Origin of the sequence: Acinetobacter sp. SH024 (assembly GCF_000163635.1) — a bacterium.
In the GTDB taxonomy this organism is placed as follows: domain Bacteria; phylum Pseudomonadota; class Gammaproteobacteria; order Pseudomonadales; family Moraxellaceae; genus Acinetobacter; species Acinetobacter pittii.
The window spans coordinates 683,553-706,912 of the sequence record NZ_GG753600.1; the positions used below are offsets into that span (position 1 = coordinate 683,553).

The following is a 23,360-nucleotide window of genomic DNA, read 5'->3' on the forward strand; positions in this document are numbered from 1 at the left end:
CAAAAAAACAAAGTCAACTAATTTTTTAGTATCAAATTAAATTCACAACAACAAAACAATTCAAACCATTGAAATAAATAAAATTAAGTTAAATGTAAAAAACTTTTTTACTTTTAAAAATCAAAATAAAGTTGACTTTTATACAAATTAATCTGAAATTATGAATCATATTTTTGCAATTTTTATAATTGATGTATCAAATAAAAAAGGAGTTTGGTCATGCTTGAACAAGCACACCTAGAAGGAACCTCAACTGACACAGATTTTCAGCAGTCTGAGCATCAACTGCCTCATCTTGCTTCTTATGTCTATGGAACTTGGCATTCGTCTGACGAAGAATTACGTACCGTTTATCATGCCATTACAGGTGAATCGATTTATGCCGTAAGTAGTCATGGCATAGATATGAAACGTGTTGTTCAATATGCGAAACAAAATGGTTCAGAACTGGCTAACTGGACGTTTCACCAACGTGCCAATGCGTTAAAACAAATTGCCCAACATTTACTTGAGCGTAAGGAAGACTTCTACAAACTTGCTTATGCAACAGGTGCGACTCGTAAAGATGCATGGATTGATATTGAAGGTGGCATCCAGACATTATTTGCTTATTCGAGTCTGGTTCGTCGTGAACTCAATGACGAAAAAATTATTACCGAAGACAACTGGATTCAATTATCTAAAAATGGAACTTTCGGCGCTAAACACATTTTAAGCCCAAAAGCAGGTGTTGTCGTTCACATCAACGCATTTAACTTCCCAATTTGGGGAATGCTTGAAAAAATTGCACCGACGCTACTTGCAGGTGTGCCATGTATTGTAAAACCTGCAACCGATGGCTCTCAATTAACTCAAGCTGTTGTAAAAGCCATTGAAGAAGCACATGTATTACCAAAAGGCTCGCTACAACTCATTTGTGGTCAGACTTATGACTTGTTCGACCACTTAGGCCCACAAGACTGCGTGACTTTTACAGGTTCTGCCTACACAGGCCAAAAACTACGTAACCACCCTCACCTCAATAAATATTCGATTCCATTTAGCATGGAAGCCGACTCGGTAAACAGCGCAATTTTAAGCCCTGATGCAAATGAAGAAACTGTCGATTTATTTGTGCGTGAAGTCTTCCGTGAAATGACTACAAAAGCAGGTCAAAAATGTACTGCGGTTCGTCGCGCTTTCGTTCCTGAAAATTTGTTAGCGACTGTGCAAGAGAAGCTAACTGCCAAACTTGCTAAAGTTGTGGTGGGTGACCCTCAAAAAGAAGAAACCACCATGGGCGCTTTAGCCAGTATTAAACAAAAACATGACGTTGCAGAAAAGGTTGCCGAACTCAGCAAAGACGCAAAAATTGTTTTTGGTGGCAATGATAGCTTTACATTTAATGCAGACCATCCTGAAAAAGGTGCTTTTTTCGCTCCAACTTTATTGGTGTGCGAACAACCTTTACAAGCGACGAATGTTCATACCACAGAAGCTTTCGGTCCGGTATGTACACTCATGCCATATCAAAATATTGAAGAACTAGCTGATCTTGTTTCACGTGGTGAAGGTAGCCTAGTGGCTTCTGTCGTTAAAAATAATGATGAGAATATTGAACAAATTATTCAAAAAATTGCGCCTTGGCATGGCCGTGTGCATGTACTTGATGCAGAGTCAGCAAAAGAAAGTACAGGACATGGTTCACCACTTCCACATTTAGTACACGGCGGCCCTGGTCGTGCAGGTGGCGGTGAAGAGTTAGGTGGTATTCGTGCAGTTAAACATTATATGCAACGCACTGCAATTCAAGGTTCTCCAAACAGTTTAACGCAAATTACCCACTCATGGACTGCTGGCTCGAAAGTTAACGAAGACCGCGTACATCCATTTAAAAAGTCTTTTGATGAGTTAGTGATTGGTGAACGACTATTAACAGCACGCCGTACAGTCACTGAAGCTGATATTGTCAATTTCGCGTGTTTAAGCGGTGACTACTTCTATGCACATACTGACAAAATCGCAGCGGCCGAGTCTTTCTTTGGTGAACGTGTGGCACACGGCTACTTCATTGTGTCTGCCGCAGCAGGTCTATTTGTAGATGCAGCACAAGGCCCTGTGATTGCCAATTACGGTATGGACAACTTACGCTTTGTTGAACCGGTTAAAATTGGTGACTCAATCCAAGTTGAACTCACCTGTAAACAAAAAACACCTAAGCCACAAAAAGACCCGTCTCAGCCTGCGCATGGCGTTGTGGTGTGGGATATTAAAGTCAAAAACCAACGTGGTGAACTTGTCGCAACTTACGATATTTTAACTTTAGTTGCTCGCGAAGCTTAATGGTTAAAATGAGATGGGGTCACCTCGTCCCCATCTCATTTTTTTAGCACTCAATGGCGTTAACAGCAAGGCCACCTTTTGAAGTCTCTTTATATTTCTCAGACATATCTTTGCCAGTTTCTTTCATGGTCTGAATCACTTTATCTAGCGTGACAAAGTGTTCATCGTCATCATGAAGTGCCATTTGGGCTGCATTAATGGCTTTTACAGCGGCAATTGCATTTCGTTCAATACAAGGCACCTGAACCAAACCACCAATCGGGTCACACGTTAAACCCAAATTATGTTCAAGCCCAATTTCAGCCGCATGTTCCACTTGCTCAGGTGAGGCACCTAAAATTTCGGCTAAACCCGCCGAAGCCATCGCACACGCTGAGCCGACTTCGCCCTGACACCCTACTTCTGCACCAGAAATAGAAGCATTGAGTTTACATAAAATGCCAACGGCTGCTGCACTTAAAAAGAAACGAACCACTTTATCTTCGGAAAAGTCTTTAGAGAAAGTCACATAGTAATATAAAACTGCCGGAATAATTCCTGCTGCCCCATTTGTGGGTGCCGTCACTACTCGACCGCCAGCAGCATTTTCCTCATTTACCGCTAAGGCAAATAAATTGACCCATTCCATCGCATGAAAGGTCGTCACAATCAGGTTTGAATTTTTCTTATTTAATAACTTATCATGAATTTTTTTAGCCCGACGTTTTACATTTAAACCACCCGGTAATATGCCTTCATTAATTAATCCGTTGTGAATACATTGCTGCATCACTTTCCAGATTTCCATAATCTTGCTGCGAATTTCAGCTTCACTACGCCAGCTTTTTTCATTTTCAAGCATTAACTCGCTCACTGATAAATGATGAGTTCTACATAAGCTTAAAAGTTCAGCCGCACTGTGAAATGGATATGGAACTTTAACGTCGTTGGTTTCAGTTTGGGTATGTGTTAATTGTCTTTCACTGACAATAAAGCCACCACCAACCGAATAGTAAGTTTCTGTATATAAAATTTCTTGAGCCCCGTTATACGCAATCAGTTCCATTGCATTGGGGTGATAAGGCAAAGATTCATCTAAAAAAAGCACATCATGCTTATAGTCAAAAGAAATACTCTTTTGCTGATTAAGCTGGATGGCTTTATTTTCAAGAACATCTTCGATCAAGCTTGTACTTACTTGAGTATCAATATGTTCAGGGTCAAAACCCATTAAACCTAACAGAACAGCCTTATCTGTCGCATGACCAACACCAGTTGCCGACAGCGAACCGTATAACTTCACCTGAACTCTAACCGTGGCTTGTAAATCGTTTTGCTTCAATAAATCTTCCACAAAACTGTATGCCGCACGCATTGGTCCAACTGTATGGGAGCTAGATGGGCCGATGCCAATTTTAAAAAGATCAAATACACTAATAAACACGTGGTCCTACCTTCGATTCATTATTATTCGTATGTTCGTCATTATTTTGTCCTTTCGGATAGCTCTAAAATTATCATTAAGCCAAGTACAAATCACGAATAACTCTTCGGCAGTAGCACAAAAAGACAACGGTTGAACAATCACTATAAATAACTTTGTTCACAGCCATAACTTTTGTAGTTTTTATTAACAAATATAAATGTATTAGCGCCCCCTTCCTTAAAACAAGTACAGGAAGTTGTACAAATAAAAAACTACAAATATTAGCCATTAGTCGCACCTCCCTATTTTTATTCATTTTTGCTGGTAAAGTGCTTTACATGGTTTGATACAACCTACTTAACTCAGATGCATAATTCACCTGTTCTTGCATCTGATGTTTTTCTGCCTCTAGTCCGCTAGGGGCTTTTTTTATTATTGATTTAAAAGCTGATATATTAAATTTCTAGACATAATTAAAGACAAGAAAAATGGATCGAGTTTTCAAATTAAGTGTTTTAAGTTGCCCTATTTTATTATTAAGTGGTTGTATTGGTTGTTATAACCCAACAGGCTGTAACCGTGATGATTCGCCTTATTTCTATACAACACAAATCACTCAAGTCAAAGGTGTAACGGTTCCTGTTGGAACAAAACTGGTTTACAAATCTCAAAAGTCAAAACAGAAAAATGAGCAAACTGCACCTCTTAAAGAAGAGAATATAACGTGGATAAAGCTACCGAAAGATACGGCTATACTTTGGGGAGGAATGCCTACCAATCATCTCCTTCAGTTTGCTAATCCTGAAATGCAAGGATTTACAGCCTACCGAGCACAAGAAGCTCCAGCTGTATATTCCAATCAATTTTTAAAACTCTGGAAAGAATGTGATAGTGATTTAGATATCTCGATCAAAAATAAAAATGACTGGAGCTTTAACCCTGCAAATATGAAAATTATTGGATGCGGAATTAACTATCAAGAAAGAGCTTCATACAACACCAACAATCCAAGCCAATACAAAGTGGATATTTTTCTCATCAAAATTAATCAGGCTTTACAGAAGCTGCCACAACAAAAAGAGTATCCCCTTATCCATTATTCCGAAAATTAAAGTAAAAAAAGCCTGCATTTTCAGCAGGCTCTTTTCTTTAAAATTTGATTTAGCAAACTTTAATTAAACATATTAACCACAGGTTGCCTGAGTAATTTTCTTAGAAGCAGGATCAATAGTAACTGTAACTCGGTTTGTACGATAATCCATAGTCATTGGTTGACCTGGAGCCACTTTGCGCACAATTTCTGATTTAGTTTTTTGTTTAATTTGATCATCAGTAAGGCCAGATTGACCCACTAATTTTTGAGCTTCTTCTGCTACACAGTTCGCTTGGTTATCACGGAATAATTTCCATTCTTCCACGACTTGGCCATTTGGTAAGTGACAATACCCAACCTGACCATTTGCTTCATTTCTAATTTCTAATTTCCCGCCTTGTTCAACACAATATTGACTAGCTGGGTTTGGTGAACCAATTTTTGGTGGAGTTGGATCTTTATGTTGTACAGATGAACAAGCCGTTAACGAAACAAGCGCTAAACCAAGAAAGATAATTTTTTTCATAAATTTTTGCTTCTTAATAAAAAAATTAAAGATATCAAAAAAATTCATGTTTCATGTGACTTGTTTACAATAAAAAACTCACTTAGAAGTTCTATTAACCATATATTTAATTTATTGGAATTTAAGATATTCCCTCCTAAAAATAATTATTGAAATATTGCAATTAAGGCCTTTCCAAAATTCGTGGTCCAGATCCCTCTTGCCCCAAAACATCTTCTGGATTTCTTAAAGGGCATTGCTCTAGTGATAAGCAACCACAACCAATACACCAGTCCATTTCATCCCGTAACCTCGTTAATTTTTGAATACGATCATCAAGATCTTTTCGCCAATGGCTTGATAACTCTTTCCACTGTTTAGCTGTTAATTTGCTCCCCATAGGATATGCGCTAAGAGCCTCTTTAATTTCATTTAAAGGAATTCCTACTCTTTGAGCAACTTTAATAATCGCAATATATCTTAAAACGATTAATGGAAAGCGACGCTGATTACCATTGGTTCTTATACTTTTTATCAGCCCTTTCGCCTCATAAAAATGTAGGGTCGAGACAGGAACTCCACTCCTTTTGGCAACTTCCCCCACCGTCAAAACTCGACTAGAGTCAGTTTTTTTATTTTCACTTATCATGCTTAACCTCAACGTTACTCGAGGTTTATAAAAGAGCATCTTTACTTTGTCAAATAAAAATCCAAACACCTTAACTGCTAAAAACCACTTTGATGAGCTTATCTGTCTTGGCTTTTCTATAAACGCTGTGAAAATAAATTTGATACGATTATTAATTCAATTAAATTTATAAAATAAGCTGCTGACATTTAAATTAAAAAAATTAATTTTTTAGGGTACATGGGCACCCGCAAACCCAAAACATGTTGTAAACGAAAGGCATTGGTGCTCCTAATGGATAGACCTTAGCTTGTTCGATCTTATAAGTTTTTTTGCGTGACTCAATGTGAAGTATATTATCGTAGCGAGCAACTACAATTCCCTTTTTATATAATTTTTTCCGTTCATTCTTTGCATCAAATTTATATACCAAAAAGTAAACTTTTTCTCCTACACTGATCTTTGAATGATTAACCATAATGTAACCATTACAATACTTACATTGCCAATCTTTCATATCTCAAATAATCACACACTTAAATTTAAAAACACATCAAGTTTTATAGTATAGATTTATTAAAGCTACAAATCTAAAGAAATATTTTAATTGAAAAAATAAGGTTTATCTGTGACACACATCACAATAAAAACATAAAAAAATTTCAAATTATATTTAGAAACATCAATCACTTACCTAGCTATCTTTTAATATTATTATTTTAAAAAATATTAAATTTATCTATATTTTATATTACTATATAGTATTTCGGTTAATAAATTTAAAAGCGACGATATAAATAATTTTAATATTTAATAATCTAATTATTTCATTATATTCAACTAAACCACAAATAAAGTAATAAATAAATTTTAAAATATTAAATAAATTTCATGTTTAATTGAAAATAATTCAGTTCACATTATACAAAATAAAAATATATAATTATTAGAATTGCAATTTATTTTTTTATTATGTCAACCCAACGTTTAAAATTAGAACTCCCATCTGGACATGATCAATTATTACTTCATTCTTGCTGTGCTCCTTGTTCAGGAGAAGTTATGGAAGCATTAATTGATTCTAGAATTAAATTTTCGATATTTTTTTATAATCCTAATATTCATCCGGTAAAAGAATATCTCATCCGTAAGGAAGAAAATATTCGTTTTGCAGAAAAGCATAATATTCCATTTATCGATGCCGATTATGATACGGATAATTGGTTTGCTCGAGCTAAAGGTATGGAAGATGAACCAGAACGCGGTATTCGTTGTACCATGTGTTTCGATATGCGTTTCGAGCGAACCGCCCTTTATGCACATGAACACGGCTTTAGTCTCATCAGTAGTTCGTTAGGAATTTCTCGTTGGAAAAATATGGCTCAAATTAATGATTGTGGAATTCGGGCAGCATCCCATTATCCAGATATTCAATATTGGGATTATAACTGGCGAAAAAATGGTGGCTCTAGTCGAATGATTGAAATCAGTAAGCGAGAGGAATTCTACCAACAGGAATATTGCGGCTGTGTATATTCTTTACGTGACACCAATCGCTGGCGTATGAGTAATGGACGAGATCGAATTAAACTAGGTGTTAAGTTTTATAGTAATGCCATGGAAGAAGATTAAATCTTATTCTCCTTAAAAAATTAATTCATTCTAAGCTATATTTATTCCCAATAAAAAAAGGCCACATCTGGAGAATGTGGCCAAAAGGTGTACTGTACTGAGCTTTGATATTATTAGAATAATGAAGTTAGCTTAAAATAAGATTAATAAATCTTTTAAATTTAAATTTTTTAAAATTTCATCAAAATATTTAAATCAATAAATACTTTACCCTTCTCATTAAAAATAAAATCACTCTAAAATCCAGATATAATTTTGAAAAGTTTAGCTATTTTACTTTTTGATACTCATGGCTAGTCTCTTAATATTTTTCACCATTTCCTCAGGTTGATGGGCAGCATAGCCCAAAAGAACCGCTGCTTTTTTCGACTCAAGTTGACAATATCTTGATAGAGGTTGAATCTCCAAATCCAATGCCGAGCAATGAGAAATAAACTCCTGCTCAGTCCATGATGCTTTTAACCAACATATAAGATGAATGCCTGAATCTGTTGGCTGAACATCGAGTACATCTGAAAGGTATTCATTAATAGCGTTAATCAATACTTGTTGACGCTCATAGCATGCTTTTCGAACTTTACGTACATGTCGAGCATAGTGGCCTTGTTGAATGAATAGAGCTAAAGCGACCTGCTCTAAATATGAACTTCGCACGTCAGTATAATATTTAGCTGCACTAAAGGTTTCAATTAATGCTTCAGGTACAACCATGAACCCTAAACGAAACTCTGGAAACATCATCTTGGTAAAAGTGCCAGAATAAATGACTCTTTGCTGCTGATCTAAACCTTGTAGAGCTTGAATTGGGTGAGTGCCATAGCGAAACTCACTATTATAATCGTCTTCAAAAATCCATTTTTCTTGTTTGTTTGCCCAATCTAATAAAGCAAAACGGCGAGCTAAACTTAAAGTTCCTCCTAAAGGAAATTGATGTGAAGGTGCTGTATATACCAGTTTGCTTTTGAAGTAATGATTTGTAATGTCAGAGATTTGCATTCCCTCCTCATCACTTTCGATCAAATTTACCTGCGCACCAAAACTTCGAAAAATCTTAAAAGCTGCATCATATCCCGGCTCATCCAAACACACTTCATCATTTGCTTGAAGTAAGGCATAGGCCGTTAAATGAATAGCTTGCTGCGTTCCGTTTACGATAATAATTTGCTCTTCGTTGCAGTTCAGCCCTCGAGTGGAGCGAACATATTCAGAAATTGCCTGACGCAAAGGTAGATAGCCACGTGGGTCGTAAAATTGACCAAGCTGATAATACGACTGCCGCCAAGCTTGCGTTAATAACTTGCCCCACAGTTGATGAGGAAATAAATCAATACAGCCTACCCCTACATGAAACATCTTTTTCTTTTTACTTAACCATGACTGCTTTCGCCATGAATCCAATAAAGTTTCAAGATTTGGATTAATATTTAAGGAACGATGAGTATTTTTAGACGTTTCTTTTGAATTTTTTTGAACATGTATTAACTGATCTGGCACAACCTCAGCAACATAGGTACCCGAACTTGGTTTGGTAAATAAATATCCCTCATCCAGTAATCGTTCAAGAGCCGCCAATACAGAATTCCTTGAAATTGACATCATCTCTGCCAAAGCACGACTTGAGGGTAATTTTGTTCGGGCAGTTAGCCTTCCATCTAAAATCGCATCACGCAAAGCCGTATATAACCCATCTTTAATCTGGCCTTTTGGCAAAATTAAATGGGGAAAAGATGCAGAAATCGAAGCTGCCATATCAAAACTGGTACTGTAAAAAATATCAAAAGTGTATCTTATAAAAATACCACTATCAAAACTACACTCAAGTTGTCGATTTTTTATTACTTTAAAACAGAGTGTAATTATTATGCAAAATCAAGGTCTTCAAATCGTTCCTGTTCAGCAGCAAGATTATTCACAATGGGAAAAATATTGGCTTGCTTACCAAAATTTTTATCAAGTGAATTTACCCCTTCATGTCACAAAAGTAACATGGGAACGTTTCTTCGATGAGAATGAACCTATGTACTGTGCCGTTGCTAAACAAGGTGAGCAGGTTTTAGGAATTGTGCACTATGTTATTCATCGTTCAACATGGGCAGAAAATAATTACTGTTATCTAGAAGACCTTTATGTTTCACCTGAAGTTCGTGGACAACACATTGGTAAGCAACTCATTGAATATGTGCAGAAGCAAGCAATCAAACACAACTGTGACCGTTTATACTGGCATACTCAAGAAACCAATGTAACAGCGCAAAAGCTTTATGACTGGATTGCACAAAAACCAGGAGTTATTCAATATCGTATGCCTTTGAACTAAAAAAGTGAAAACACCAAAAGCTGGAGTGCTTTTGGTGTCTAAATTTTAGTACGAATACGCTGAATCACTTTGTCATTAATAGTTGAGCATTGATTAAACGCAGCAAAACGCTTGAACTCTTGTTCCAGTTCGAAGAAGAAGAGCTCCTTATTTTTTACTGTTTTTTCCAGATGTAGGCTAATCACTTCTAATTCTTTGATAGAACGATGCGCTTTACAATCTACTCGGCCTACTAACTCATCTTGATATAGGATCGGCAAACAAAAATAACCATATACACGTTTGGCTGCTGGTACATAGCATTCAATCCTATAATCAAATTCAAATAAAGAAGCTAAACGGTCACGATGAATAAGAGAATTATCAAAAGGTGAAAGTATTTTTAAACCAAAATCAGTACTAACCTTTTGTTCCATTGCAGCAACATCAACATATAAAGTTTGACCATTCTCAAGCTTAATTACAGATACTACACCTGCGTCAATCTGCTCTTTCAGAACGATGCGCATAATTTCTTTTAAATCATTTTTCTTTAGATGAACTAATTGTTTCCATGTAAATGCACCATGCGCTCGAAGCGTATTATTAAACAAATACTGCGCATATTCATAAAGCGCAGGCATACTTAAATCAATATTTTCAGGCAAGCAGCGCTCGGTCAAATCAAAGACCTTTTCCATTCCGTTACGCTCACAGATCATCAGGTCACCCTGCATATATAACTGCTCAAAAGCACGGCGGCCTGGTCCGGTATTCCACCAGTTTCCCAAACTTTTTTTATTATTTTTATCAATATCACGGAGGCGAATTTTTCCTTCAGCACGAACACGGGCTAAAATTTCATTCATAAGGTGTTGATCACCTCTATTGAAATAACGGCTTTCTCCGTTTCTGACAGACATCATGGCAGGCAATGCATAGCGATAATCTTTCATAGGAAGATAAGACGCTGCATGATACCAATATTCAAAAATCTGCCGCTCGCCAACCAAACTATTGAGATGACTTAACTCATAATCAGGTACTCGGCTCCACAATATATGGTGATGAGCTCGCTCTACAACCGATATGGTATCAATCTGCACATATCCTAAATGCTCAATAGCCTGTAAAGTTCCATCCACGCCTTTTGCAAATCGACTGGTTTTTCCTAAGCCTTGATTAAATAAAGTGAGCTGTTTCAAAGAAGAAGTCATAGAAATCAAATATTGTTGTATTCATTTAGAAGCGGAAAAATTTCAGTTCTATCGTATCACTATTTCCTCATTTGCTTGTGATTATAGGAGTAGCAATTCTTAAAAAGAATCTTGACTAATTCAACGTTTTACAGACTCACTTTAAAATAACTTTTGGGATTCAATCTAATTACTAAAACAACTACTAATATCACACTGGCTAAATGGAAAAGCCATCCCGCTTTGTAAGCCCCCGTAAGATCATGCAAGATTGCAATAATCCACGGCGGGATTGCTGCGAGTAAAAAACCACCACCCTGCATCAGTGCAGATAAAGCACCTGCATGTGTCGGTTCATCAAAATGATCTAATGCAACTATAAGCGTTAAGGCAAAACATCCTCCCAAGCCCATACCTAAACAAATTGCCCAAAGCATAGAGGCAAAATCAGGGATAAAAGCCATTCCAGAAAAACCGACTAGTTGCATTGCTAACGTAAACCATAACCATGGACGTCGATCTTTATATTTCCTAGCTAAAACAGGCAAAATGAGCGCTGAAGCTGCTTGGCTCAAGGCCAGCAAAGCGAGTAATTTTCCACTTTGTGCTGCACTCCAACCCTGATCTTGAAAAGAAGGTGCCAACCACGCTACTACTGACGAGTAGCCACCATTTACAAGTCCAAAGCACATCATTAATAACCATGTTCGAGGTTGATTTAACAACTTGCGTACAGGCGGATGATGAATGGATGAACTAACTTTTATAGGTAAAAAGACAAGCGCCAATATAAATGCAAATAAAGCTGGAATGGAAAAAAAAGCTAGGCCAATCGACCAGACACCCGTTATATTTGAAATTATGGGAGCTAACCATGCACCTAGTGCTCCTCCTCCCATGAGCATAGCCGAATAAAGCCCCATCATCGGCCCAATATATTGGCTAAATTCTCGTTTAATCATGCCGGGAAATGCCACTTGTATCATCGCAACGCCAAATCCAATTACTATTGCGCTAATAATTAATCCTTCGGATGTAGGCAATAAAAAACGGACAGCACATCCTCCACAAATGGCCAGCAATGCACCAAGAATAGCTTTTCGTTCGCCGACATAGTTCTGCAATATTGGGCCAACAAATGCAATGAGGCCCATAAGCATCATCGGTAACAAAGTAAGTAGTGCTATCCCTTGTAAGCTTAAACCAGTAGCTGTTCGAATATTGGCAATCAATGGTCCAATACTTGTTATAAATGGTCTTAAATTAAGGCCAACTAAAGCCACAGTTACAATGAGCATCGGCTGGGTCAAAAAAGCTCCAGGCTGCTTCATTATTTTGAGCCTGAATGATTGGCTTGATAATTCTTCCAATGCGCATAAAGATCAGTGCGGTTTTCAACTCTGATCGGTATATATTGAATTTTCATTGATTGCTCAGCAAAGGGCTTGGCAAGCTCAATATATATTTCAGCTGTAGACAAACCAAATGGTGTTCCGTCTTCATTAGAATAAGCATAGCTCACCGACTTTATACCGGCCAAACGCATTGCAGCCATACACATTGGGCATGGATGTCCACTTGCATACACAGAACAGCCTTCTAGGTTGGCAGATCCTAAAACTTGACTGGCTGCACGAATCGCCAGTAATTCAGCATGTGCGGTTGGGTCATTCGTTACCAGAATCTGATTTACGCCTGAAGCAATAATTTCTCCATTCTTTACAACCACAGCACCAAATGGCCTGCCACCTTTTTCAATATTTTTATAGGCAAGCTCAATCGCCTTACGTAAAAACTGTTCACCTTTTTCCATCACATACTCTCACTTTCTATTTTGCACCAGCTGCAAGAAGTCTTTTTTCAATTTCGCGATATCCTCGTGACCGCGCATGGTGTAAGGGAGTTATGCCGTCTTTATCAGCCAAGTTCGGATCAGCACCTGCCTTTAATAAAAGCTCTACAATATGTTGATATTTAGGTTCTCCATTTCCCAAAATGATGGCCTCAAGTAATGCTGTCCAACCCAAATTATTCACATGATTAACATCTACACCGGCCGCAATTAATGTACGGACTGTTTCAACATGGCCTCGTTCCGCTGCTGGAATTAGCGCAGTTCCACCGTAACGGTTAATACTTTTTAAATCGGCACCATGCATGAGTGTCATTCTTAGAATTTTTAAATATCCCTGTGCACCAGCATATAAATATGGACTGTCTTGAATATTGTCTTTTGCATTTACATCGGCACCAGCCTCTATCAGCATATGAGCAGCATGTACATTATTTGCTCTTGTAGCAACCATCAAAGCAGTCGAACCAGTTTCATCTCGCTCATCAATTAAAGCTTTTTGAGATAAAATCCGTTTGATAGATTGTGTGTCATTATTTATCACTGCCTGATGTAAAGGATACTCACCCATTGCATTCGTCATATTTGTAAAACCCGACGCCCCTAATGCGACAATCAGATTCATCCATATTAGTGACTTACGCATGGTGGCCTCCCAATAGAAATTTTTGGCTAAACATTTTGCAAATAGAATAAACACGACCAAAAGTATTTGGAAATTAAATTATTGAATCGATAGTATTAAGATTATAAATATTTATCTTATCGGCTTTTAAGTGTGGCGGTACCTAATATGTTTGATCCTCGCCTTTTACGTGCTTTCGTCACTATTTTTGAAACTGGCGGTTTTACCGCAGCTGCCGATCGATTACACCTGACTCAATCAACAGTTAGTCAGCAGTTAGCACGACTTGAAGAATCTGTCGGTCATGCCCTTATAGATCGGACAGCGAGACCTTTCAAATTGACGGCATCTGGAGAGTATCTAATTGGTTATGCGCAAAGGATTTTGACTCTCCAACAGGAAGCTGAGGCCCTACTTAAAGATCCGGCAGGAAGTATTCCCATTCGTATTGGTTTACCAGAAGATATGATGAGTCCTGCAATGGCTGAAGTTTTCGGTATATTTGCCAAAGAGCATCGCTCCATTCGTTTAGATGTAACCTCTGGCTTAAGTCGGAACCTAACAGAACGTTATCGGAATGGTGAGTTCGATATTATTATTGTCAAAGAACCTGCTGCTAGTGCTGATCACCACGCTACATTCCCAGAAGAAATGGCATGGTTTGAAAGTTCGAATTCAACAACTGAATGGTCTGATCCCATGAGTTTAGTGACCTTTCCTCAAGGCGGACTTTATCGGGATGAGATGTTCGCAACCTTAGAGCGCGAACGGCGACGTTGGTATATTGCCTTTACGGGTAGTAGCCTAGAAAGCGTGTTAGTCAGTGTTGAAACAGGATTAGGATTATCTTTATTGCCTGTAGCTACGACCAATGGACGAAGAGTACGTCGATATGATTCATTAGGAGATGTGCCTCCTATGGCCGTTTCAATTTACACATGGGAAAAAGCTGGGATAATTTCCCAGCTTGTAGATAAAATGACGTCTGTTTTACAAGAACGTTTTCAATCATCAATCAATATTTAACTTATATCATTCGAACTTTCAGCAATCAGCTTTTCTGCCATTTCTTGAGTTTTTCTTAAGCCCGGCATACGGAACTCGGTATGCCCATAATCTTGGATAGATTTCCAACGTCCACCCCAAGTTAAACCAACCGATTCGGCGACTTGCCCATATAACCGATAGCCTTGCATTGCCCATGGATCTCGCTCAGAAATAACCACTTTTCCATTTCGCTTAAATGCTACATCGGCTGCTAAACCAAATTGGTGATAGCTTTGATACCCCCTCGCTCTAGTCGTGTTAGGATTGCCCGCCAACATGTTCTGACGTGCTGGGCTACGATAGCCTTCCAATAGAACCAACTCATAACCGTACTGTTCTTTCATGATTTTAAAGACCATGAGTAAACGCTGTTTATATCGTGGGTTCATTTTGTCCCATTTACGATCAACTAAATTTGTATCCAAAATAGCTCGACCATCGAAACTTGCATTATCAATCGGTGAAGAATTAATAGCTCCACTATTTTGAGACGAATATTGCTGCTCTAACTGCGTGGCCTCAACAATTGCAGCTTCAATTAGGCTCTCATCCACTTCTGGCGGTGGCGATAATATTTCACCATTTAAAAGTGCATAAATTTGAGGATCTGTTTTTTTCAGATATTCAGCTTCAATTCGGGTTGAGCTAATAGGCCGAGTTAAAGCAAACACTAAAATACTAGCAAACAAGAAAAAGCCCGCAATAACAATCCACCACTGCTGTAAATGCCAATGAGATTGTAATTTTTCAGGAGCAGCTGCCTGATTCATGGTTTGAGCAAATTGTTTAACCTGATTAAGCTGTTTACGCCCTTGGGGCAGTAATGACAAAACAAAATCTTTGCTTCTACTCCTGAGTTCATAAGACATTAAAAACGCTAAACCAATTGCCAAACATGTAAAGCAAAAGAAAATGAGAAAGATTATCATCAGTTCATTAATTCACGGCAAAAGGACTTCGTGTAATTTTAATATCTACCGATGCCTTAGGCGGCTCAACCTCAGGTTCTGGTTCGGCTGGAGCTTTACTCTCAACTACTGGTTTAGCCTGCGCCACTTGTTGTTGCTGCGGCTTACTCACAGGTTTTTGCTGAGCTGGCTGTATTTTGGGTTGAGCCGCTTTAGCTGCACCCGTTTGTAGCTGAGGCACAACCTGAACTTTCTTTTCACCTGTTAGCTGTTCATCAAATGGTGAAACTCGTTGTTCATTCGTAGCAACAGTTTTATGCGGAACAGGTTTAAAAATATTGCTTAACTCATTATCTTTTGGCTGTTCAAAGCCATCACGACTCATTGAGTCCGTCTCATTATCTTGACTTACAACAACCTGATTTTGTTCATCTGAAGAATGTACAGCATCTTGATTTAAAATTTGCTCTTCCGTTGATTTACTCTCAATTGCTGCTGATTCTGGCGAATTCGGTTGAGACAAGAACAGGAATAGCGAGATGCTGACAAACACCCCTGCAATCACACCAATCACAATATAAAGTACTGGTGATTTCGGCTTTTTTTTATTCGATTGTAAAACTCGAATAGAAGTTGGTTTTTCCTGAGCCATTTCGTTCCATCATCAAGGTAAATAAATTGTAATATGTGCTTGCTCTTGAGGAGCAGAAATCACATTTTGATAGTTAGATAATGCTTTATCATTTTGATTGTTCAGCATAAATCTTAAACCCGCAAAGGTAAGTAATGCAAAAATCAATAGAAAGATCAAAATCCAAAAGAAAGGTACTTCGCGATGAATAATATTTCGTATTTGATCGGGAATTGCCGAGAACGGCGAAAACGCAACTTTTTTCCCTTTTAAATAGTCAATTTCATCACCCACTCTTGATACTAGGTGGTTGAGACTTTCAATAGATTCAATTCGGTACTTACCCTGAAAACCGAGCAAAAGGCAGTAATGAAATACTTCTAAAGCAGCTAGACGTTCTTTTCCACGACTACGTAATTGTTCCAAAATTTCAAAGAAACGATACCCAGCTAACTGAGAACCAAACAAGCTCAATTGCAATGGGCTAATTAACCAAGCATTTTGTAAATTAAAATAGCTTGGGTCTTGTTGCGTTACGATAGTTTCATCAATCAAAGCACAAAATGCATATTTAGCATCATGAATATCATCAGCTGAAAATTGTAACTTTTTAGCTTGCTGCTCAAATTGATTGAGTAAATTTAAGATTTTTTCACGAAACTGCTGAGCGTCTGCCGGCACATACTGATTTCGAATCAAAAAAACCAAATAAAAGCCATCATGCAATAAATCAATAAGATTGATTGCCTGTAGCTTTGCCTGAGACTGGCTATTATTGTTCCCACCCGTTCCAATTTGCCCATCGTCAAATAAAGAAGGAGCACCAGTGGATTGTGACATTTTTCTCTCCTTTACCCTTAAGCGTTCATAACCGCAATCAGTTCAATACTGATATCTTGGAAGCCAGCCGGAACATAAATACAAATCGTCTCTGAATCTAACATGCGTTGGTATAATTCATGATGGGGTTCAACTTCAAAATAGCTCACACCAGAACGTACAGGAATCGCTGTTGGAACCTGAATCAAGTGATGCAATGGAATTGCAGGTAATGCTGCAACTACACGTTGCTCTACATCTAAAGTGCTACCAATCTTGAATCGTAAAGGTACAATCTGGATCAACTCATGTGTCTGCATTGCGCTACTTGATACTGCAATATAAAGTCGAGTATCTCGAGTAATCTTATCGGTCTCAAGACTTCCCACCCAATATGAAGGGCGGATTTCTTTAAGTGCAATACTGATGTAACGGCTCGAAATAATCGTATCGAGTAAATCACGTAGAATCGTGTCTAACTGCGAAAAACTTTCTTGTAAATTATGGTGTTTATAGGCAGGCAACTGATCAACATCATACGCCGTCGAGAAGGTTAATAAAGAACCTGCTAAACGTAACAATTCGAAGAACAAACGTTCTGGATGGATTTGTGGATATTGCACAAAATGATTCAGGCCAGCATGAGCTGTATTTAAGGCATTTACTAACCAGAATGAAACGATATCACCTGAACGGAATTCAATTAACTTCTGTTCATTTTCTCGGTTATTGGTTTGAATAGTCTTAATTTTTGCCTTAATCACATTCAGTGTTCTTTTTAAGTTTGAAATGAGTGATTCAGAGGCATCCACATGCAAAATTGGTGGAATAAACTTTCGGTCAATTTCAAAAGCACCAGAGCTTTGACGCTTAATTTTTCCAATCGGCAGATATAAGAAACCATCTAGATTGTGGTCTGGATTACTATGTACATCTAATAATTTAAAAACAGCACGTCGGCGTAGCAAACTAATATCTGCTTCAGTAGCATTAGTAAATAGATCATGCGTTTCGACAAGGTGAGATTGATATCTACCCTTTTGCGCTTGGTTTTGATCAATTAGATTTTGCTTATTTGCTTGTAAAAGCGGCAATGCTAAATAGATTAGCATCTCACCACGTAAATTAAGATCGTCTAATAAAATTGGTTCAGGCAATAGATCATATGCAGGTGCCTGATAAATTTCCGGGTCAAATTTAACATGTGTGAGTAGACCTGCACTCGGCTGAAACTGTTTAATTGGGTCTTCGGCATAAAGACGAACTTGAATGGAGTGCCCTGTTGGCTCTAACTTTTCAGTCGGTGCTGACCAGTCACCGCTTGCCAAAGTAACCATCCATTCAACTAAGTCGACACCAAATACTTGCTCAGTCACGCCGTGCTCGACTTGCAAACGCGTGTTGACCTCTAAGAAGTAAAATTCTTGCGTTTCGGTGTCCATGACAAACTCAACTGTGCCTGCCGAGCGGTAGTTCACTGACTGCATCAGTTGAATCGCAACTTTTTGCAAATACTCACGTTGCTGTTCATTTAGGTGTGGTGCGGGTGTTTCTTCAATGACTTTCTGATTACGGCGTTGCACTGAACAATCACGCTCACCCAAGGCTAAAACTTGTCCTTGCCCATCACCAAAAATTTGTACTTCGATATGGCGCGCGTGTTGTACAAATTTCTCTAAATACAAACCCGCATCTTTAAAATTGACCTGCGCCAAATAAGACACGGTTTGATAGGCATCTTTTAACTCGGTTTCGTTCCAGACCAGACGCATGCCAATACCACCGCCACCCGCGGTACTTTTCAGCATGACTGGATAACCAATATGGGCAGCTTCGGTCAAAGCCTCGGCTTCATCGGAAAGTAATGAGCTACCCGGAAGTAGAGGCACATTACTTTTAATAGCGAGTTCACGTGCAGTATGTTTTAAACCAAAATCGAGCATTTGGCTTGAAGTTGGCCCAATAAAGGCAATTCCTTGGCTTTCACATAAATCACAAAATTCGGCATTTTCAGACAAAAAACCATAACCGGGATGAATGGCTTCTGCTCCCGACTGTTTAGCAACCTCAAGGATTTTTTCAATATCTAAATAACTTTGATGGGCAGGTGCAGGTCCAATCAAAAAAGCTTCATCGGCCAAAGTCACGTGTAACGAGTCACGGTCGGCTTCGGAATAAACCGCAACCGAAGCGATCCCGAGTTTTTTAAGAGTGCGAATGACGCGACATGCAATTGCACCGCGGTTGGCAATCAGAACTTTTTTAAACATGCTTACACCCCTTCCGCTTCACGGACAACCAGTTGAATTTTGGTTGGGTTATAGGCATTACATGGGTTGTTTAGCTGCGGGCAATTGGAAATTAAAACAATTAAATCCATTTCTGCCCGAACTTCTACATATTTACCGGGGCCTGAAATTCCGTCATCAAATTTAAGCTGGCCGTCTGGTGTCACAGGCACATTCATAAAAAAGTTAATGTTTGGACCGATATGACGGACATTTAAACCATGCTTTTTTGCAATCGGATGTTTTGCCAAGGCATACATAAAGTTGTTACGGCAACTATGCATAGGGTACGTTTCATGTGCATAGCGAACCGTATTACTTTCACAAGAACAGGCACCGCCAATGGTGTCATGGCGACCACAGTTATCATCATGAATAACGGCAATTGGACGGCCAAAGTTACTGTAGAGCTTGGTACCCTTTTCTAAATAGATTTGTTGGTTGATGGCCAAAGTATCCATTGCGCTATAACGCTCAGTTGGATTTTCGGCACTCATAAACAAAGTATCGACCGCTTGGTTTCCCTCAAGGTCAATAATTCGAAAATATTGGCCCTTTTTAACCTCGCACATCCACGCTTCACCCGCAGGACAAACTTCATTTAAAACTGCTTTTTCAAATGATTGTAAAACTGTCATGATGCTTCTCCTGATTTAAATATTGCTAAGCGCGTAGTAGCGGGCTGTGTTTTGAAAGGCACGCTGATTTTGTGAACACGCATCACGACAAATATCGCTGTCTGTTAGTGAATTGGCTTTAAATAAACTGAGTTGAATATCGGCGGGTTGATAGCTTGGACTGGTGTCTAAACCATGCGGCGCAGCAGATAAAAATAGCAAGCAGTCCATTTCAAAACGCAGCTCAATGGTTTGATCGGTGTTGTCAGAACTGACATATGACAAAGCACCGCTTTCATCTGGCACAACTTTAGAAAATAGATTAACCGTAGCACTCAGGTCTTGGCTGGCAAGTCCGTATTTACACATTTCAATGAGTAAGCTGTCTAAGCCGTTTTGGTACATATCATTGCGGGCATCTTGAAATGTACGCGTACCAAATTGCTTTTCAATTTGCTCAGGTCGGCTTGGGCCACAAAGTGCATCGTTCCAGCCATGGTCATCATGAACAATGGAAGCCATGACACGGCCAAGGTCTGAATAGAGCACATTGGAAGCTTTTAAATAGGCGGTGTGTTGCCCTTTTAAACTGTCGGGCATGTTAAAACGTTCAAGCACATCGGCAGCATTTACACAAAACAAAGAAACATTTGCCTGAGCGCCAAGCGATGTAAATCTAAGAATGGTTCCTTTTTGAATTCGACCCGACCAGTGGTGTCCTCCGGGTAAAAGTTCGGTCCAAATCGCCTGATTGTTATGATAACTTGCAGTGTTCATAGCTACTCCTGTCGGATAGTTTTAGACTTCCTCCCGGGCTTTTATCCCTCCGTGTAGTTCGCTAGGAACCGTGAACTCTCGGTCCAGACATACTGTAAGTATCGGAACCCTAGATCACTTTTGATTGGTTATGACTATGCAAAGGACATGCCAGCTTAGTATTACGGTTTTGGTTAAAAGTAATACTAAACTTGAGCCGTTTAGGTGCGATTTAAGTTCAAAAATAAAAAACTGCATTCAAAATTGTGCATCTTGAAAATAAAAAAGCCCCTTTTACGAAGAGGCTTAAGACTAAATTATAAGAGAGCGTATTAAGGAAGCAGAATCACCTTACGGCAGTCCTCTTCTCTTTCATTAAAAATACGATAACCCTCTGCGGCATCTTCTAATTTCATTCGATGGGTAATAATCGTTTCAGGTGTTAATTCGCCACGCTCAATCAATTCCAAGAGTTGCGGTAAATATTGATGCACATGGGTTTGCCCCATTTTAAAAGTCAGCCCTTTATCAAAAGCATCGCCAAATAAGAAACCATGAATCGGGCCTGCGTATACACCTGGTACGCTGACCACACCACCACGGCGAACTGCCGCAATGCATTGACGCAGTGCTGCACCACTTGAACCTTCAAGTTTTAAATTGGTCAGGACTGTTTCAATCACACTGCCTTTTGCCTCGAAACCAATTGCATCAATCACCGCATCGACACCGCGGTAATTGTCGGTATGTTGAATAATAAATTCGGCCGCATCGACTTCATCAAAATTAACTGGAATGGCACCGTATGTTGCCGCTGCATAGTTCAATCGATAGTCATTGTGATCGACCATAAATATCTTTTCAGCACCGAGCATCTTGGCACAAGCAGCGCTTAACAGTCCGACTGGACCAGCACCATAAATTGCAACGGTTGAGCCATGTTTCACTTGGGCATTGGTCACGGCTTGCCAAGCAGTCGGTAAAATATCAGTCAAGAAAAGTACTTTTTCATCTGATAATGAAGTGGGTACTTTAAAAGGGCCTTTATTGGCTTTTGGCACGCGCACATATTCTGCTTGCCCGCCTGGTACACCGCCGTAAAGATGGCTATAACCAAACAAAGCCGCACCTGGTGGAATCTGCTTTTTATTAATAATTGCACCGCGCCCTGTATTAGTTGTTTCGCAAGCAGCAGTTAGGTCAAGTTGGCAAAAGAAACATTCACCACAGGCAATCACAAAAGGAACAATTACTCGATCCCCCTTTTTGACTGCGGTGACAGCTGGGCCGACCTCTTCAACCACGCCCATAAATTCGTGCCCAAAGATATCGCCCTCCTCGGTTCTAGGAATTTTGCCTCGATATAAATGTAAATCAGAGCCACATATCGCTGTGGCAGTCACTCGCAAAATAATGTCATCTGGTTCTTGAATAATAGGGTCTGCTACTGTTTCTACTCGAACATCTTCTGCACCGTGGTAAGTTAGAGCGCGCATATTTTTATTCCTCTATTTTCTATCATGTCCTTTGATTATGAGGAGGCTTTCTTTACGGTTTGCAACGATTCTTACTTTTCACGTAAGGCATATAGTTCAAATGCAACGCGATAGGAATTTCAGTAACATTTAATGAATCTAGGATTGTTTCAGCTAGGCATGTTTTTATTATTTGCCTCAACAAAAAAAGCCAATCATCTCTGCAATAAAATGATTGGCTCTATTCTAATATTTTGAATTAATCTAATTTAAGTTGCTGTCTGAGCTTTAAGATATCGACCAGACCTTTATCTCTGGTTTGATATAAATCGATATCTTTATATTGTGTTAACAGCTGGTTAGTTTCTTCTTCCAATAATTCTGTTGTCTCGTCTGAATGTTGAAATGCGTGCATATCATTCCACCATTCTGTCATTGGTGGGCCTAAATGATGAATTGCTTCTTTAAAACCCTTTTGGTTGGCAAGCTGCATATTAATGTAGGGGCCAAAGAGCGCCCATCTTAAACCTGGCCCGCTGGTAATCGCGACATCGACATCTTCAGCAGAGCACACGCCTTGTTCAACCAATGAAAAAGCTTCTCGCCATAACGCAGCCTGCAAACGGTTTGCGACATGCCCTTTTACTTCTTTATTTAAAACAATTGGATTTTTGCCCAGTTGTTTATAGAACTCAGAAGCCTGTTTTAAAATTTGAGGAGCTGTCAAATTACCGCCAACGATCTCGACCAAAGGTAAAAGATGAGGCGGATTAAAAGGATGACCTAATAAAATACGTTCAGGATGTTTGGCCTCTTTTTGAAAATCAGACACTTTTAAGCCCGATGAACTTGAAGCAATAATGGTATGTTCAGGGCAATATGCTGTGATTTCTTGATATAGCTGTTGTTTTACATCGAGACGTTCTGGGGCATTTTCTTGAATAAAATCTACATCTGAAACTGCATCTTTTAAGTGATTAAAAATTTCCAGATGAAGTAGTACATCTTGCTGAGAATATGTGTGTTCCGCGTTTTGATCTAAAGCCAATAAATCATTTAAATTTGCAGATATTCTTTTTTTAAAGACCGCTTCATCTATAGGATACGGGTCGTAAACCTTAACTTTAAATCCTTTATATAAAAATAAGGCCGTCCAACTTGCACCTATTACACCTGCTCCAACAACACCAACCGTTTTAATGACTTCCATATTTTCCTCGTACAAATGTTGTTTTATCCGAAATTTCGTTACTCAATTGAATGCT

Annotated in this window: 21 protein-coding genes, 2 pseudogenes and 1 riboswitch; of the genes and pseudogenes, 5 read left to right on the forward strand and 18 right to left on the reverse strand. The window is 38.8% G+C overall.

Translation table 11 applies throughout. From position 1 onward, the window contains the following. The first annotated feature begins 219 nt into the window (after positions 1-219). Positions 220-2,322, forward strand: a complete 2,103-nt coding sequence (paaZ, locus tag HMPREF0013_RS09105; protein ID WP_025464099.1) for a phenylacetic acid degradation bifunctional protein PaaZ — start codon at positions 220-222, stop codon at positions 2,320-2,322. Positions 2,323-2,365: 43 nt separating this feature from the next. On the opposite strand, the gene HMPREF0013_RS09110 is transcribed toward paaZ, so the two are convergent. Next, positions 2,366-3,745, reverse strand: a complete 1,380-nt coding sequence (locus HMPREF0013_RS09110; protein WP_002114276.1) for an L-serine ammonia-lyase — start codon at positions 3,743-3,745, stop codon at positions 2,366-2,368. A gap of 470 nt (positions 3,746-4,215) precedes the next feature. On the opposite strand from HMPREF0013_RS09110, the gene HMPREF0013_RS09115 reads away from it, so the two are divergent. After that, positions 4,216-4,839, forward strand: a complete 624-nt coding sequence (locus tag HMPREF0013_RS09115) for a hypothetical protein (protein WP_002114520.1) — start codon at positions 4,216-4,218, stop codon at positions 4,837-4,839. Between the two features lie 72 nt (positions 4,840-4,911). Here the strand turns inward: HMPREF0013_RS09115 and HMPREF0013_RS09120 are convergent, their stop codons facing one another. From HMPREF0013_RS09120 to HMPREF0013_RS09130, 3 genes are all read right to left on the reverse strand, one after another. Then, positions 4,912-5,346, reverse strand: coding sequence for an I78 family peptidase inhibitor (locus HMPREF0013_RS09120; protein WP_005076719.1), 435 nt, complete (start codon positions 5,344-5,346; stop codon positions 4,912-4,914). A 163-nt stretch (positions 5,347-5,509) separates the two neighbouring features. Further along, positions 5,510-5,974, reverse strand: a complete 465-nt coding sequence (gene soxR, locus HMPREF0013_RS09125) for a redox-sensitive transcriptional activator SoxR (RefSeq protein WP_002114278.1) — start codon at positions 5,972-5,974, stop codon at positions 5,510-5,512. Positions 5,975-6,176: 202 nt separating this feature from the next. Then, a complete protein-coding gene (locus tag HMPREF0013_RS09130; RefSeq protein ID WP_005076724.1) occupies positions 6,177-6,470 on the reverse strand; it encodes a hypothetical protein in 294 nt (97 codons plus the stop codon). Positions 6,471-6,925: 455 nt separating this feature from the next. On the opposite strand from HMPREF0013_RS09130, the gene HMPREF0013_RS09135 reads away from it, so the two are divergent. Then, complete coding sequence (locus tag HMPREF0013_RS09135) at positions 6,926-7,585, forward strand: epoxyqueuosine reductase QueH (RefSeq protein ID WP_005802520.1); 660 nt, start codon at positions 6,926-6,928, stop codon at positions 7,583-7,585. 273 nt (positions 7,586-7,858) lie between these two features. Here the strand turns inward: HMPREF0013_RS09135 and HMPREF0013_RS09140 are convergent, their stop codons facing one another. Then, a complete protein-coding gene (locus tag HMPREF0013_RS09140) occupies positions 7,859-9,334 on the reverse strand; it encodes a PLP-dependent aminotransferase family protein (protein ID WP_002114242.1) in 1,476 nt (491 codons plus the stop codon). Between the two features lie 112 nt (positions 9,335-9,446). Here HMPREF0013_RS09140 and HMPREF0013_RS09145 point away from each other — a divergent pair, with 112 nt between their 5' ends. Continuing rightward, positions 9,447-9,902, forward strand: a complete 456-nt coding sequence (locus tag HMPREF0013_RS09145) for a GNAT family N-acetyltransferase (protein WP_002114351.1) — start codon at positions 9,447-9,449, stop codon at positions 9,900-9,902. 38 nt (positions 9,903-9,940) lie between these two features. Here HMPREF0013_RS09145 and HMPREF0013_RS09150 read toward each other — a convergent pair whose 3' ends face one another. The 4 genes from HMPREF0013_RS09150 to HMPREF0013_RS09165 all read right to left on the reverse strand — a co-directional run bounded on the left by HMPREF0013_RS09150 (position 9,941) and on the right by HMPREF0013_RS09165 (position 13,575). Continuing rightward, positions 9,941-11,098 carry a winged helix-turn-helix domain-containing protein gene (locus HMPREF0013_RS09150; RefSeq protein WP_002114394.1) on the reverse strand — a complete coding sequence of 386 codons (1,158 nt, stop codon included), beginning with the start codon at positions 11,096-11,098 and terminating at the stop codon, positions 9,941-9,943. A 128-nt stretch (positions 11,099-11,226) separates the two neighbouring features. Further along, a complete protein-coding gene (locus tag HMPREF0013_RS09155) occupies positions 11,227-12,408 on the reverse strand; it encodes a cyanate transporter (RefSeq protein ID WP_002114197.1) in 1,182 nt (393 codons plus the stop codon). Beyond that, on the reverse strand, positions 12,408-12,890 hold the full coding sequence (locus HMPREF0013_RS09160; RefSeq protein WP_002114526.1) for a nucleoside deaminase: 483 nt from the start codon (positions 12,888-12,890) through the stop codon (positions 12,408-12,410). Before HMPREF0013_RS09160 ends, HMPREF0013_RS09155 begins: the two co-directional genes overlap by 1 nt. 16 nt (positions 12,891-12,906) lie before the next feature. Next, positions 12,907-13,575, reverse strand: coding sequence for an ankyrin repeat domain-containing protein (locus tag HMPREF0013_RS09165; RefSeq protein WP_002114539.1), 669 nt, complete (start codon positions 13,573-13,575; stop codon positions 12,907-12,909). Between the two features lie 147 nt (positions 13,576-13,722). Here HMPREF0013_RS09165 and HMPREF0013_RS09170 point away from each other — a divergent pair, with 147 nt between their 5' ends. Further along, positions 13,723-14,580 carry a LysR family transcriptional regulator gene (locus HMPREF0013_RS09170; protein ID WP_002114403.1) on the forward strand — a complete coding sequence of 286 codons (858 nt, stop codon included), beginning with the start codon at positions 13,723-13,725 and terminating at the stop codon, positions 14,578-14,580. Here HMPREF0013_RS09170 and HMPREF0013_RS09175 read toward each other — a convergent pair. From HMPREF0013_RS09175 to HMPREF0013_RS09210, 9 genes and pseudogenes are all read right to left on the reverse strand, one after another. After that, positions 14,577-15,530 (reverse strand): M15 family metallopeptidase, encoded by a 954-nt coding sequence (locus tag HMPREF0013_RS09175; RefSeq protein WP_005076734.1) that lies wholly within the window; start codon positions 15,528-15,530, stop codon positions 14,577-14,579. The genes HMPREF0013_RS09170 and HMPREF0013_RS09175 overlap by 4 nt on opposite strands. Positions 15,531-15,537: 7 nt before the next feature. After that, a complete protein-coding gene (locus HMPREF0013_RS09180) occupies positions 15,538-16,161 on the reverse strand; it encodes a hypothetical protein (RefSeq protein ID WP_002114473.1) in 624 nt (207 codons plus the stop codon). A 12-nt stretch (positions 16,162-16,173) separates the two neighbouring features. Continuing rightward, a complete protein-coding gene (gene icmH / locus HMPREF0013_RS09185) occupies positions 16,174-16,980 on the reverse strand; it encodes a type IVB secretion system protein IcmH/DotU (protein WP_002114531.1) in 807 nt (268 codons plus the stop codon). Between the two features lie 17 nt (positions 16,981-16,997). Then, positions 16,998-18,152 (reverse strand): annotated as a pseudogene (gene tssK / locus HMPREF0013_RS25405) (type VI secretion system baseplate subunit TssK); the annotation flags it as partial. Further along, positions 18,144-19,229 (reverse strand): annotated as a pseudogene (locus HMPREF0013_RS25410) (biotin carboxylase N-terminal domain-containing protein); the annotation flags it as partial. The pseudogenes HMPREF0013_RS25410 and tssK, both read right to left, overlap by 9 nt. A gap of 2 nt (positions 19,230-19,231) precedes the next feature. Continuing rightward, positions 19,232-19,885: an urea amidolyase associated protein UAAP2 gene (locus HMPREF0013_RS09195; RefSeq protein ID WP_000217380.1), complete on the reverse strand. Its 654-nt coding sequence runs from the start codon at positions 19,883-19,885 to the stop codon at positions 19,232-19,234. Positions 19,886-19,900: 15 nt separating this feature from the next. Then, positions 19,901-20,641, reverse strand: coding sequence for an urea amidolyase associated protein UAAP1 (locus HMPREF0013_RS09200; protein WP_002114455.1), 741 nt, complete (start codon positions 20,639-20,641; stop codon positions 19,901-19,903). A 28-nt stretch (positions 20,642-20,669) separates the two neighbouring features. Then, positions 20,670-20,765, reverse strand: a riboswitch (guanidine-I (ykkC/yxkD leader). Between the two features lie 187 nt (positions 20,766-20,952). Next, complete coding sequence (locus HMPREF0013_RS09205) at positions 20,953-22,116, reverse strand: zinc-dependent alcohol dehydrogenase (RefSeq protein ID WP_002114280.1); 1,164 nt, start codon at positions 22,114-22,116, stop codon at positions 20,953-20,955. A 238-nt stretch (positions 22,117-22,354) separates the two neighbouring features. Further along, entirely contained in the window at positions 22,355-23,305 is a 951-nt protein-coding gene (locus HMPREF0013_RS09210) for a 3-hydroxyacyl-CoA dehydrogenase NAD-binding domain-containing protein (RefSeq protein WP_002114299.1), read from the reverse strand. Positions 23,306-23,360 lie beyond the last annotated feature (55 nt).

Excerpts from the sequence above, each read along its gene's own strand:
- paaZ (WP_025464099.1), top strand. The coding sequence starts at position 220 with ATGCTTGAACAAGCACACCTAGAAGGAACCTCAACTGACACAGATTTT.
- HMPREF0013_RS09115 (WP_002114520.1), top strand. The coding sequence starts at position 4,216 with ATGGATCGAGTTTTCAAATTAAGTGTTTTAAGTTGCCCTATTTTATTA.
- HMPREF0013_RS09120 (WP_005076719.1), bottom strand. The coding sequence starts at position 5,346 with ATGAAAAAAATTATCTTTCTTGGTTTAGCGCTTGTTTCGTTAACGGCT.
- soxR (WP_002114278.1), bottom strand. The coding sequence starts at position 5,974 with ATGATAAGTGAAAATAAAAAAACTGACTCTAGTCGAGTTTTGACGGTG.
- HMPREF0013_RS09130 (WP_005076724.1), bottom strand. The coding sequence starts at position 6,470 with ATGAAAGATTGGCAATGTAAGTATTGTAATGGTTACATTATGGTTAAT.
- HMPREF0013_RS09135 (WP_005802520.1), top strand. The coding sequence starts at position 6,926 with ATGTCAACCCAACGTTTAAAATTAGAACTCCCATCTGGACATGATCAA.
- HMPREF0013_RS09140 (WP_002114242.1), bottom strand. The coding sequence starts at position 9,334 with ATGGCAGCTTCGATTTCTGCATCTTTTCCCCATTTAATTTTGCCAAAA.
- HMPREF0013_RS09145 (WP_002114351.1), top strand. The coding sequence starts at position 9,447 with ATGCAAAATCAAGGTCTTCAAATCGTTCCTGTTCAGCAGCAAGATTAT.
- HMPREF0013_RS09150 (WP_002114394.1), bottom strand. The coding sequence starts at position 11,098 with ATGACTTCTTCTTTGAAACAGCTCACTTTATTTAATCAAGGCTTAGGA.
- HMPREF0013_RS09155 (WP_002114197.1), bottom strand. The coding sequence starts at position 12,408 with ATGAAGCAGCCTGGAGCTTTTTTGACCCAGCCGATGCTCATTGTAACT.
- HMPREF0013_RS09160 (WP_002114526.1), bottom strand. The coding sequence starts at position 12,890 with ATGGAAAAAGGTGAACAGTTTTTACGTAAGGCGATTGAGCTTGCCTAT.
- HMPREF0013_RS09165 (WP_002114539.1), bottom strand. The coding sequence starts at position 13,575 with ATGCGTAAGTCACTAATATGGATGAATCTGATTGTCGCATTAGGGGCG.
- HMPREF0013_RS09170 (WP_002114403.1), top strand. The coding sequence starts at position 13,723 with ATGTTTGATCCTCGCCTTTTACGTGCTTTCGTCACTATTTTTGAAACT.
- HMPREF0013_RS09175 (WP_005076734.1), bottom strand. The coding sequence starts at position 15,530 with ATGATAATCTTTCTCATTTTCTTTTGCTTTACATGTTTGGCAATTGGT.
- HMPREF0013_RS09180 (WP_002114473.1), bottom strand. The coding sequence starts at position 16,161 with ATGGCTCAGGAAAAACCAACTTCTATTCGAGTTTTACAATCGAATAAA.
- icmH (WP_002114531.1), bottom strand. The coding sequence starts at position 16,980 with ATGTCACAATCCACTGGTGCTCCTTCTTTATTTGACGATGGGCAAATT.
- HMPREF0013_RS09195 (WP_000217380.1), bottom strand. The coding sequence starts at position 19,885 with ATGACAGTTTTACAATCATTTGAAAAAGCAGTTTTAAATGAAGTTTGT.
- HMPREF0013_RS09200 (WP_002114455.1), bottom strand. The coding sequence starts at position 20,641 with ATGAACACTGCAAGTTATCATAACAATCAGGCGATTTGGACCGAACTT.
- HMPREF0013_RS09205 (WP_002114280.1), bottom strand. The coding sequence starts at position 22,116 with ATGCGCGCTCTAACTTACCACGGTGCAGAAGATGTTCGAGTAGAAACA.
- HMPREF0013_RS09210 (WP_002114299.1), bottom strand. The coding sequence starts at position 23,305 with ATGGAAGTCATTAAAACGGTTGGTGTTGTTGGAGCAGGTGTAATAGGT.